The following is an 11,733-nucleotide window of genomic DNA, read 5'->3' on the forward strand; positions in this document are numbered from 1 at the left end:
GTACCCGTGATAAATTATATCAATAAAGTTTAAGATGCAAATACACCGTCACTTATGACCTTATCGTCCTTGAATACTGGTAACTTGGGTGACCTCTGTATGGAAATTTCTCCTCTTATCAGTTTCATTATTTGCTCTCTCATCTCATCATCGCTAAGGTAATCTAGGGTGGTTCTGATTCCGTCATACTCTATGGTAGGGTACATGAGGTCATATAGCAAGTCCATAGAGACCTCCACCCTCAGGTTTTGAACCTGAAACGACCTGATAACCTGGTAAATCATCGGAATTACGCCTTGATCACCGTTGATCCCAAAGATCACCCGAATGGTCTTCATATCAAAATAATCATTCGTCCATTTATTTGATTTAAAATATCTACCCCCATATTACCGCATCGATGAGGCCCACCGTTGGAAATAGTTTCGTTGAACAGTCCTTACATTTTATTACCCAATATCATTCGATTACGGATGGAGATATTCGACAGATATACGCCCTACGTTATACTCTTACTTCCTGTGATCCTTGCATTACTATATAGAAACCCTTACCTCCTATCCCTACTAGGTGTAGTATTAATTCTCATGTTATACTCTGGAACAATAAAAATCCCCCTCAACGTCAATTTTTCGCCTAGGAGAGGAGAAGCGTCATCATACCTCATAGAAAAGGGGGTCGTGACTCGTGATAAGTCAGCTATAGGAGTCATAGTTGTGGACGACATTCCCTATGATTATAGGGATCTCTCAGATTCCTCATTAAGAGCCTCAATAAATGCCTTTCACAAAATAACTAATATAGGTGAGCATGTGGATATTATCTTTAGAAAGAAGTATATAGATCAGAAATTATATACTGAAAGATTACTAAATAAATTACAAAATCTTAGAATAATAATAGAAAACGATCCATCGAACGCGAGGGCCAAAAAGGAGATGGAGCTTCTTCAGGCCATTTTGAGTAGACTGGAACAGGGAGAGAAACCCTTCTCATATCAAGTGGTTCTCCTCATCCACGGAAAGGATAAACAGGAAGTGAGAAGTCTCGGCGAGGTGCTCATACGGGGTCTGGAGAGCCTTAACATCAAATCTAGATTTGCAACGGCGAGAGAGATAGAGGACATTCTATCCCTGAGCCTAACTAAATTTAGGGGTGAAGGATTGCCCTCCCAGATACCCTTTCTTACACCCTTCTCCTTGGAGAAGATGCCGCTTGTGGAGAGGTGGGGAGATGGGATATATATAGGAAAGGATATGGAAAGACAGATTCCTGTATTCTGGAATATTGAAAGGTCTGAGAACTCCCATATAATGATAATCGGACCCTCAGGTGCAGGAAAAACCGAACTTCTTATCTGGCTTGGAAGTTTAATGTCAATTCAATACTCTATCCCAGTTATATTTTTCGACGTTAAGGGAGACATTAGGACGAGACTGAAAAGATACGGTTTCAGTTTCAGGGTTCTAAATCCGTTCTTCTATTCGCTCAAGCTACTGGATTCTCCCTATGTGGCTCCATCAATTAAACCACTATTTTTAGAAAAAATTATCGGAGTATCATTTAAACTGGATAGAGAGGAGAGAGCCATACTTTTTAACGTGCTAAATAGGCATCTGGGAGAAGTTCATAGAAAGCCCGAATGGAGAACAATTATAAAGGACGAGGAAATAGCGAATAGATATTCCATCAGAAGATCACTGGAACTTGTGGATGCTTTCGACTCAGACGGACCTTTCATTATGGAAGGTATCACTAACGGAATAAATGTGATAGATTTGACTCAACTCAAGGACGAAACGTTAAGGAGATTCGTCATATACTCCTTCATTTCCGTGCTTTACGCAAATTACTCGTCCGACGCTGATGTAGGGCTCAGGGTAGGCATAGTCGTGGATGAGGCATGGACAATTCTCAAGGAAGACGACGAGTACGGAATCATAGGCGATCTAGTCAAGAGGGGAAGGGGTCATGGTATTTCATTACTCATGGCCACTCAGAACATACAGGACCTGGGAGAGAACGCGGATGTGTTCATGGACAACATAGGCACCCTGTGCTTTATGAACAATGGGGACAAGAATTTCTGGAGGGAAGTGGTCAAGAGGTACTCCAACATTCTGGATAGTGAAGTGGAAAACAGGTTAACCTTTCTGGGTAGGGGAGAGATGCTGGTGAGGTTCCTAGGAGATCCTAGGCCAATCCTAGTGGCCCACAGGCCATTAACTGGAGGCTCTCTCCAGAATTGACTGGAGCCCCGCCTTTATCTTGTTATACAGAAGCTCATCCTTAACTCCGTTAATTGATATTTCCTTTATGTCCTCCTTATCCAGCACTATATTATATTCCACCTTATCCGTGAGCTTCGTATCCTCAAGGATTTTACTCATGGCATTCATGTAACTCTTGGGTAAGCTTAACCTCTTCTTAACAAGGATTTTCATAGAAGGAGGAGAAAAATATATCTCACCGATGATTTCTCCCTTTCTGTTTTTTATATAATCTAGACTTACCTTACCCCCTCTAGAAGGAACATAGCCCGACTCAATCATGCTGAGAAGATATTCATAGAACTCTAATTCCTTCTTTAGCGAGGAAATCTTTCCCTCAAGGAACTTCCTGAGTTCGTCTGTATTAGCCTCCACATCCACTAATAAGTCCCCAGTATTATTTATAAGCAAGGTGTTAGTTAAGTTTGCAGATGATACGAACTGCAATAATCGGAGGTTCGGGTTATACTGGAGGAGAACTCCTCAGATTGCTAGCGGTGCATCCACAAGTGGAAGTGACCATGGTAACATCCAGGGAGTATGCGGGCAAACCCATATCCTTGATTCATCCCAACCTCAAGGGATTTTACACAATGAACTTCACAAATTTTTCAATGGACAAAATAGGGGATAAGGCGGACGTAGTGTTCCTAGGGCTACCCCATGGTGTTTCGCTCAACTACGTTCCAAAGTTGCTTGAGATAGGGCTACAGGTTGTTGATCTGAGCGCAGACTTCAGGCTGAAGAACCCAGAGGTATACAAATACTGGTATGGGATTGAACATCCATATCCAGACCTTTTGAAGAAGGCAGTCTATGGTCTACCAGAGCTTCATGGGGAAGAATTGAAGGGGGCTAAGCTCATTGCCTCTCCAGGTTGTAATGCCACTGCCACAATCCTTGCGCTCGCCCCTGCGGTTAAGTGGGGATTCGTCAAGGATATGAAGTTCGTTAGCGATGTCAAGGTGTCAAGCAGCGAAGGTGGAGCAAAGCCCTCTGAGGGAAGCCATCATCCTGAGAGGCAGAATGCCATAAGACCCTATGAGGCTGATGGGCACAGGCATGCTGCAGAGGCCGAGCAGGAGCTCTCTGCAATAGCCAACAAACAAGTTGAAGTGAGTATAGTTCCTCACGCGATTAGTAGCGTTAGGGGAGCCATGGCTTCTGTACACATGTGGACTGAGAGTGAAATGGATGACATGGATATATGGAAAAAGATTGCCGAATTCTACAGGGGGAAGAAATTTGTGAGAATCATAAGGGGAGGAATCCATCCATATCCAGATCCCAAGTACATCATAGGTAGCAATTTTGCGGACATTGGATTTGCTAACGAGAAGAGGGTGAGGAGACTCACCATGTTTTCTGCAATAGACAATCTCATGAAGGGGGCAGCTGGTCAGGCAGTCCAGAGTTTCAATATATCAAGAGGATTCAATGAGGATGAAGGACTTAGATTACCACCTCTGAGGCCTGCTTAGCCATGATAGTGGTAAAAATTGGCGGAAGGGTAGTGAAGAACGCTCTTCAGAACATCGTAGAGAGTGTTCTGAGCTATCAGGGAAAAATGATATTGGTTCATGGGGGAGGGGACATAGTCACCGAATATACAAAGAGGATGGGCATGGAGCCCACGTTCGTTACATCGCCTGAGGGCATAAGGAGCAGGTATACAAGCAGGGAGGAGTTAGATGTTTATATTATGACCATGGGTTTAATCAATAAGAACATCGTTACCCAGCTTATAAGCAGGGGAAAGAGCGCTATTGGCATTACTGGAGTTGATGGAGGAGCAGTTATAGGTACAAGGAAAAAGAGGATCATGATCTTGGATGAGAGGGGAAAGAAGCGAATAATTGATGGAGGTTACACGGGGAAAATAGTTTCGGTGAATTCGCAGTTAATGTCATCCATAGCCTCGCTGGTTGATGTAGTGGTGGTTTCGCCTATAGCTCTGGATACAGAGGAGGGCACTCCCCTTAACGTTGATGGAGATCAGATGGCTTTTAACGTTGCTAAAGCTGTTAAGGCCGAAGCTTTACTTCTCCTGTCTGACGTTGATGGGGTGCTCCTGAACGGATCTGTTATACGCAAGTTAACCAAGGAGGAAGCAAAGGAATTATCCATGAAAATAGGGCCTGGAATGAACAGGAAAGTTCTCATGGCCGCCGAGAGTGTGGAGTCGGGGGTAAGCAAGGTGATAATTGGTTCAGGTTTGGTTCCCGATGCCATAAATTCAGCCCTAGGAGGTAGGGGGACTGAGATATCATGAGTGAGAAAATAGACGCAAAGGATATCAAAATACTGGAAGTTCTGAAGAAGAATGCCCGCACTCCGTACACAATGATAGCCAAGGACCTGAAGGTGAGTGAGGCTGCAATCAGAAAAAGAATTGAGAAATTAACCAAACTGGGTGTGATTAAAAGGTTTACAATAGATTATGAGCTAGAGAATGAGGTTAAGGCCATAGTGATGGTGAAATCAACCCCTCAAATCCCAACGCCGGAAATTTCTAAGAAAATAGCCAAAACTCCAGGTGTGGAAACGGTATACGAGACCACAGGGGACTATGATATCATTGTCATTGTACGAGGCATAAATATCTCATCTATTAACAGGACCATTGATGAAATAAGAAGCATACAAGGTGTTATGGGCACAAATAGTACTATAATCCTTAGGACCTGGTTCTAAGTTCGAACTATTTATTTTCATAAAAGCTTTTGAATGCTGAACTATAGATGTTGATTCGATCTATAATGGTTTCACTAAAATGTCCTGTCTGTGGCGGAGAAGTTCAGGTAGACGATAATGCCCTACCTGGGGAAATTGTTGAGCACGACTGCGGTGCCCAGCTAGAGGTGTACAGTGATCACGGAAGACTATCTTTGAGGTTAGCGGAACAAATTGGAGAGGACTGGGGAGAGTGATACTAGGAGTATCCTATGATCTCCTTAGGTGGGAAGAGAGGAATCTAATTGATGAGGCGAAGAAATCTGGTAATAAGGTAATACCACTTTTTACCAAGGATATAACATTTTTATCGAGCGAGGATGCCAGTTATCAGGAGATAGAGGCGATCATTCAGAGAAATACCAGTCATAGTAGGGCTTCAGCAACCTCTATGCTGTTTGAGACCTATGGATTTAAGGTGTTTAACGATTCCCTAACCCTGAATAGATGCGAGAACAAACTCCTCACCACGTTTCTGTTGAGGAGCAGGGGAGTTCCGGTCCCGAGGACTGCCATAGCTTTCTCCAGAGAAAGGGCACTGGAGATAGCGGGGAAGCTGGGTTACCCTGTGGTCATAAAGCCCATAGAGGGAAGTTGGGGGAGAATGGTAGCAAGAGCTCAGGACGAGGATACGCTTCGCAGTCTCATAGAGTATCAGGAATTTACGACACTTCAGTACAAGACAATTTTTTACGTACAGGAGTATGTAAATAAGCCAGATCGTGATATAAGGATTTTCGTAATTGGGGATGAGGCGCCTGTGGGCATATACAGGGAGAACTCCAAGAACTGGAAGACCAACACCGCATTGGGCGCAGTGGCCAAGCCACTGAAGATAGATGAGGAATTGAGGGAACTAGCACTTAAGGTCAAGGAAGTAATTGGTGGGTTCTTTCTTGGAATAGATGTCTTTGAAGATAAGGAAAGAGGATATCTGGTGGGTGAGGTGAACGGAGTCCCGGAATATAAGAACACGGTGAGGGTGAATCAATTCAATGTTAGTGGTTTCCTTTTAAACAAGCTCACGGAGGTTATAAAGAAATGAAATTAATCACGTTTTACGGGAGTAGGGGTCTAAGGATTGTCAAGGGTGAGAACCAGTACGTTTGGGATGATAAGGGAAAAAGATATCTAGATCTTCATGCCGGACACGGCGTAGCTTTCTTGGGTCACAGGAATCCCAAGGTGGTGGAATACCTAAAGAGGCAACTGGATACCATTGTAACTCTCACAACCGCCTTCGATGTCGACATAAGGGATGAGATGTTGAGGGAGATGGATGATTTGAAACCTGAAGGGATGGATAACATATTCCTGCTCAATAGCGGGACCGAGGCAGTGGAACTTTCCATGAAGATTGCAAGAAAGATAACTGGCAGAAAGAAATTCGTAGCATTCAAGAACTCCTTTCATGGAAGGACCATGGGTTCCCTTTCGATTACATGGAATAAGAAGTACAGGGAACCCTTTGAGCCTCTTATATCTCCCATTGAATTTCTAGAGTTCAATCAGATAGAAGAACTAAAGAAACTTGATGACAGTGTGGCTGCCGTGATCCTAGAGCCTGTACAAGGAGAGGGAGGTGTGGTACCAGCTAAACCGGAATTCGTGAAGGCACTGAGGGAGGAAACCGAGAGGAGGGGGATACTTCTTGTCTCAGATGAGGTACAGGCAGGTTTCGGGAGAACAGGGAGGGTGTGGGCATACCAGCATTACGGAATCAGGCCCGACATTCTGACCGCAGGAAAGGCCATAGGTGGCGGATTTCCAGTTAGCGCAGTCTTTGTTCCAGATTCAATAGCGGAGAAACTGGGCGAGGGAGATCACGGAACCACTTATGGGGGTAATCCCATGGCAGCGGCCGCTGTGACAGCAGCATCTAAGGTGCTCAAGGAAGATAGGGTACCTGAACAGGCTAAGGTTAAGGGAGAGACTTTCATGAAAATGCTTAGGGAAGCACTTGTAGACTTCAGGTCGGTCAGAGAGGTGAGGGGACTGGGATTAATGATAGGAGTGGATCTGAGGCTCAATCCAGGTACTGCAATCAAGGTGTTGCAAGATAACGGCGTGCTTTCACTTAAGGCTGGAGTCTCAACCATAAGGTTCCTATCGCCATACATGATAAACAATCAGGACATGGAGTTGGCTGTGGATGCAACCAGAAAAGGAGTTGCTGAAACAGAAGGCAAGAAGACTTCTTGAGCAGCTGTTGAGCGTTTACACGCCTTCGGGTCAGGAGGGACAGGCAAGCGAGGTTTTTGAAAGTATAGCGGAGGAGTTTAACCTAACTTTACACGTTACCTCCACAAATTCCTTTTTCCTTGGGGATGGGGAAGTATTGCTAGCATCTCACATGGATACAGTTTCAGGTTACATACCACCCAAAATATCCGACGTGGAGATAAGGGGTAGAGGCGCTGTTGACGCCAAAGGTCCCTTGGCCTCTATGATATTAGCGTCTTGGATAATGAATGAGAGGGGGTGCAAGGTTCAGGTAGGTGCGCTCTCGGACGAGGAAAATAGGAGCGCTGGGGCAAGGGAACTAATTTCCTCAGGGAAGAGGTTTTCACATATCATTGTGGGCGAACCCACCAATACCACACATATTGCAGTGGAGTACAGAGGGCTGTTAAGGGTTAACGTTAACTGTGATGGGAAGCCAGAGCACTCATCCTCAGCTACCGAGAACGTAATTCTCAAGTATCTTCCCGCAATCCTGGAAACTTCGCAACTTCCATCCCAGTACTCGTCACCGAGTATAGTCCCAACAATAATTAAGAGCGGTAATTCTCCCAACGTTACCCCAGGCGACTTTTACGTTCATTTTGACGTGAGATATCCGTATGGGATTACTGACAAGGATATATTATCCAAAATATCTGAGAAGTTTGAGGGATGTAACCTGAGCGTGAGCGAACATATCCCTCCCGTAAAAGTTGGCCCCTCAACGCCTGCGGTCAAGGCTCTAATGAGGGGTCTGCTTCAGCAGGGTTTGAAACCCTCGTTGGTTAGAAAGGGAGGGACTAGCGATATGAACTTACTTTACTCTATCACTCCAAGCATCGCAACATACGGACCCGGAGATTCAAGGCTGGAGCATACCGAGTTTGAAAGAATTACTCTCGATGAAATATATATAGCTACACTCACTTATGTGAACGCACTAGAAGAGTTATGCTTAAAGCGCTAATGAAACCCCTCTATCCTATTTACGAGCAGATACTGTGGAGGGAGATTAGGAAGGGGCCTATACCCAATCACGTTGGTATTATTCCAGATGGTAATAGAAGGTGGGCAAGGAACAACAACTCCTCCATCAATGAGGCCTACCTCATGGGATACAAGAAACTTAGAAGTGTATTGATCTGGCTCCTGGATCTGGGAGTGAAAAACGTTACCGTATTTGCTCTTTCCACCGAAAACTGTACCAAAAGGACCAGAACTGAACTGGACCTCATCATGGGTTATATAAAGAGGGGAGTTGAGGAGATGGTCACAGAGAACTTCGTGGACAAGTACAGGATCAAGGTTAGGGCAATAGGTAAGCTAGAAATGGTCAGCGATGAACTGCGGGATACTGTAAAAAAGGTGATGGAGAGGTCAGCTAACTACTCAGAGAGAAAGCTCACCTTGGCCATCTGTTATGGTGGAAGACAGGAAATACTTGATGCGGTCTCTCGCATGATGAGAGATACCAACAAGAGGGATCTGGCCAACATAACAGAAGAGGAGTTTAGAAAGTATTTCTATGACGAAGAACTCAGTGACATCGACCTGGTCATCAGAACTTCAGGTGAAATGAGAATAAGCAACTTCCTCCTGTGGCATCTTGCCTATTCTGAACTATTTTTCTGTGAGGCATATTGGCCAGATTTCAGGAGGATTGACCTTTGGAGAGCCATAAGGGCTTACCAGAGGCGAGTAAGAAGGTTTGGAGCTTAACCTTTTTAATCCTCATATCAATGTTTTTCTGAACGCTAATGGGTGTATATCAAGGTAGGGACTTAAGGAAAATAACGGGTGGAAAGAAGAACAGGTCTAGGGGAAAAAGGAAGTTTGAGATAGGCAGCCAGCCCACAGAGACTAAGGTATATTCTGAGGATGTAAGGGAGAAGACAAGGGTACTTGGGGGAAACGTTAAGGTCAGACTTACCTATGCTGCCTACGCCAACGTGATAAATCTGAGCGATGGTTCCGCTAAGAAGGCAAAGATTCTCGAGGTGATTGAAAGCCCCGCAAATAGGGAGTATGCCAGAAGAGGCATAATAGTAAAGGGGTCCATAATAAGGACTGAGATTGGAAAAGCCCTGGTCACCTCTAGGCCCGGGCAGCAAGGAGTTATAAATGCCATACTGATGCAACAATGAGCTTAAGGGATTTTGAAAAAGAGAGAGTGGTTATCTGGCTGGCCTATTTTGTAGCTCCCAGTAGGAGGAAGGGCAGAAGATTTCCCAGGTTGAAGGTAACACTGAAGGAGCTTCTGGACTCGTGTAAGGCATTGAACCTAGATCCGGTTGTCATGGAAAAGGAGCATCCAGGCAGTAAGGTCAAGGGATTGGTCGCCGTGAAGAAAGTAGGTTCAAAGGAGAAAATTGAAAACATGGTTTACGAAAGGCTTAAGCAAATAACTCAATCCTCCAGCCATAAGGCCCCTTGAATTATCTTCTTGTGGGCGGAGGTATTCTTTGTGCAAAGAACCCGTCTTATTCAGAAAAGGGTATAGGTCACTATTTAACCTATGACACTTTTAGAAAACAGGATGATTTCGATCGTCACTGGAGGAGCTGGGTACATAGGAGGACACCTTGTTGATGCCTTGTTGGAACGGGGAAACGAAGTTCTCGTTTTAGACGATCTTTCGAATGGTAACTATCTAAATACCAAGGCAAGGTTCCAGAGAGTGGATCTCCGCTTTGATTCTCCCAGGCTTGAGGGTTGCGAGACCATGTATCATCTGGCGGCCAATCCTGACGTGAGGACATCTATGGAAAATATTGAGGAGCACTTTGAGAGAGACGTGAAGGCCACCCTTAATGCTCTGGAGATAGCCAGAAAGTCTGATTGTAAATTTTTCATGTTCTTCTCCTCGTCCACGGTATATGGAGAGGCCAGAACGCCCACTCCTGAAAATGAGGAGACAAGTCCAATCTCCAACTACGGTCTCTTCAAGTTAATGGGAGAGGAGATGGTGAAATTCTACTCAAGGAATTACGGGATAACGGCTCTGTCTCTAAGGCTGGCCAATATAACTGGCGGGAGGGTATCCCACGGTGTGGTTATAGATTTCATAAAGAAGTTACTCAAAAATCCCACCACCCTCGAAATTTTAGGGAACGGTAAACAGCGTAAAAGTTACCTGCATATCAGCGATTTGATCCAGGCAGTACTACTTCTCAGGACAAAGCATAAGCAAGGATATGACTACTTCAATGTGGGTAACGAGGACTGGATAACCGTTGATGAGATAGCCAACATTGTGGAACAGGAGATGGGGCTTAAGCCAGCTCACGTTTATCGCGATGCTGAGGACGGAAGGGGTTGGAAGGGAGACGTAAGATTAATGTTGCTGGATATTTCCAAAATTAAGTCCTTGGGCTGGAAGCCTACCCTACCTTCCAGGGAAGTGATCAGGGTGGCCACAAGGGAGGCGTTAAGGTTGTTGGGCTATGCAAGGGTTTAGGTTACTTGGGGCCCTAATGGCCATCTTTTCCATCTTCGTTATCGGTTTTTCGTTTATGGCATTGTTTTTAGGATACAGGTTCCAGATACTTCAGAAAATACCTCCAGTAGTCATACATTTTATAGAATTTTTGGTCATTTTGATAGTATTTGGGTATATAGCGTACACGGGGATCATAATGATGACGTTGCCGGAGAATGAGGAGTAGCTGGCGAGACTGTTTTAATTGGACAACTGGTGAAATGGGTTGTAAACCTCGTGATAGGTTAATCATGTGTCGCGCTGTAACCTGGGTCCCTAAACGGATATCTGAGACTAGTATAGATGGGCAAGGTATGACTCGTTTACTTTAAATATTCACTCGAACTATTTTGCTTAGCTTTACCCTGGGCTCGTAGCTTAGCCAGGTAGAGCGACGGGCTCTTAACCACAACGGGAGGTACCCGTAGGTCCCGGGTTCGAATCCCGGCGAGCCCGCCACATTTATGCTGAACTTTTATGCGCTGGATGATTAAGGTTTTGGATGATAAAGGTTTCTTTTGCTAACTGTAATTGGTGAGTCTAGGCGAATCACCGAAACAGATCTACTATTTTCCATTAATCCTTTAGGGGAACATGACGTCATGTCATGATCTTAATTGTAGTACGAATCTCGTACCGACTTTAAGAGCTGGTACACGTAGCGTTTGACCTCATGTTTCTTCACTGGATGGTAAACCCTGTGAGTAGATAGAGGACATGGAGGGAGGCGGGTGAGGTTAGCTTGCTTCATTATCACTCTCTGAAAGTTTCTATTCATATTTTTATACCTGAACTCATCTAAATTCAAGCACTATATCGTTGAACTGATGGCAATGACCCGAGAATCTCCTGAGCTCCATAACCCCTACTTACAGCACCTGTTCAAGGGAATCCGCAGGGAGATAATACCCTAGACTCAGAAGATATCAATAAATATATTCTTAACAGAGAGATGTATATGGCTCAGGTTGTTGGATCAATTTCAGGGCTGGGACCCGCCCTGGGCCCCATCATCGGTCTAGAGATAAG

At 44.7% G+C, this 11,733-nt stretch carries 14 protein-coding genes and 1 tRNA gene; 13 read left to right on the forward strand and 2 right to left on the reverse strand.

Going from position 1 to position 11,733, the window contains the following annotated elements:
- Nucleotides 1-29: 29 nt before the first annotated feature.
- On the reverse strand, nt 30-338 hold the full coding sequence (locus L3N51_RS10855) for a hypothetical protein (RefSeq protein ID WP_238027236.1): 309 nt from the start codon (nt 336-338) through the stop codon (nt 30-32).
- Nucleotides 339-473: 135 nt separating this feature from the next.
- On the opposite strand from L3N51_RS10855, the gene cedB reads away from it, so the two are divergent.
- Nucleotides 474-2,249 carry a DNA import protein CedB gene (gene cedB / locus L3N51_RS10860; RefSeq protein ID WP_238027237.1) on the forward strand — a complete coding sequence of 592 codons (1,776 nt, stop codon included), beginning with the start codon at nt 474-476 and terminating at the stop codon, nt 2,247-2,249.
- Here cedB and L3N51_RS10865 read toward each other — a convergent pair.
- The gene (locus L3N51_RS10865; protein WP_238027249.1) at nt 2,223-2,645 is read right to left on the reverse strand and encodes a hypothetical protein; all 423 of its coding nucleotides are present in this window, start codon (nt 2,643-2,645) and stop codon (nt 2,223-2,225) included. The two genes, cedB and L3N51_RS10865, sit on opposite strands and share 27 nt — an antisense overlap.
- Before the next feature lie 56 nt (nt 2,646-2,701).
- Here L3N51_RS10865 and argC point away from each other — a divergent pair, with 56 nt between their 5' ends.
- The 12 genes from argC (at nt 2,702) to L3N51_RS10925 (ending at nt 11,163) form a co-directional block, all read left to right on the forward strand.
- On the forward strand, nt 2,702-3,751 hold the full coding sequence (gene argC / locus L3N51_RS10870) for an N-acetyl-gamma-glutamyl-phosphate reductase (RefSeq protein ID WP_238027238.1): 1,050 nt from the start codon (nt 2,702-2,704) through the stop codon (nt 3,749-3,751).
- Nucleotides 3,752-3,753: 2 nt separating this feature from the next.
- Nucleotides 3,754-4,542, forward strand: coding sequence for a [LysW]-aminoadipate/[LysW]-glutamate kinase (locus L3N51_RS10875; protein ID WP_238027239.1), 789 nt, complete (start codon nt 3,754-3,756; stop codon nt 4,540-4,542).
- Nucleotides 4,539-4,964 (forward strand): HTH-type transcriptional regulator LysM, encoded by a 426-nt coding sequence (lysM, locus tag L3N51_RS10880; RefSeq protein ID WP_011921311.1) that lies wholly within the window; start codon nt 4,539-4,541, stop codon nt 4,962-4,964. Before L3N51_RS10875 ends, lysM begins: the two co-directional genes overlap by 4 nt.
- A 65-nt stretch (nt 4,965-5,029) precedes the next feature.
- The gene (gene lysW/argW / locus L3N51_RS10885; RefSeq protein ID WP_048060222.1) at nt 5,030-5,200 is read left to right on the forward strand and encodes an alpha-aminoadipate/glutamate carrier protein LysW; all 171 of its coding nucleotides are present in this window, start codon (nt 5,030-5,032) and stop codon (nt 5,198-5,200) included.
- Entirely contained in the window at nt 5,197-6,048 is an 852-nt protein-coding gene (lysX, locus tag L3N51_RS10890; RefSeq protein ID WP_238027240.1) for a lysine biosynthesis protein LysX, read from the forward strand. The genes lysW/argW and lysX overlap by 4 nt, the downstream gene beginning before the upstream one ends.
- Nucleotides 6,045-7,205 (forward strand): [LysW]-aminoadipate semialdehyde/glutamate semialdehyde transaminase, encoded by a 1,161-nt coding sequence (gene lysJ / locus L3N51_RS10895; protein ID WP_238027241.1) that lies wholly within the window; start codon nt 6,045-6,047, stop codon nt 7,203-7,205. Before lysX ends, lysJ begins: the two co-directional genes overlap by 4 nt.
- Nucleotides 7,156-8,193, forward strand: coding sequence for an N-acetyl-lysine deacetylase (locus L3N51_RS10900; RefSeq protein WP_238027242.1), 1,038 nt, complete (start codon nt 7,156-7,158; stop codon nt 8,191-8,193). The genes lysJ and L3N51_RS10900 overlap by 50 nt, the downstream gene beginning before the upstream one ends.
- On the forward strand, nt 8,178-8,945 hold the full coding sequence (gene uppS, locus L3N51_RS10905; protein WP_238027243.1) for a polyprenyl diphosphate synthase: 768 nt from the start codon (nt 8,178-8,180) through the stop codon (nt 8,943-8,945). The genes L3N51_RS10900 and uppS overlap by 16 nt, the downstream gene beginning before the upstream one ends.
- 38 nt (nt 8,946-8,983) lie before the next feature.
- The gene (locus L3N51_RS10910; protein WP_238027244.1) at nt 8,984-9,370 is read left to right on the forward strand and encodes a 30S ribosomal protein S8e; all 387 of its coding nucleotides are present in this window, start codon (nt 8,984-8,986) and stop codon (nt 9,368-9,370) included.
- Complete coding sequence (locus L3N51_RS10915) at nt 9,367-9,660, forward strand: signal recognition particle subunit SRP19/SEC65 family protein (protein WP_238027245.1); 294 nt, start codon at nt 9,367-9,369, stop codon at nt 9,658-9,660. The genes L3N51_RS10910 and L3N51_RS10915 overlap by 4 nt, the downstream gene beginning before the upstream one ends.
- Before the next feature lie 105 nt (nt 9,661-9,765).
- The gene (locus L3N51_RS10920; protein ID WP_238027250.1) at nt 9,766-10,683 is read left to right on the forward strand and encodes an NAD-dependent epimerase/dehydratase family protein; all 918 of its coding nucleotides are present in this window, start codon (nt 9,766-9,768) and stop codon (nt 10,681-10,683) included.
- A 388-nt stretch (nt 10,684-11,071) separates the two neighbouring features.
- Nucleotides 11,072-11,163: transfer RNA gene (locus tag L3N51_RS10925), tRNA-Lys, on the forward strand.
- Nucleotides 11,164-11,733: the final 570 nt, after the last annotated feature.

The sequence above is a fragment of the Metallosphaera javensis (ex Hofmann et al. 2022) genome (assembly GCF_022064045.1).
Lineage (GTDB): Archaea > Thermoproteota > Thermoprotei_A > Sulfolobales > Sulfolobaceae > Metallosphaera > Metallosphaera javensis.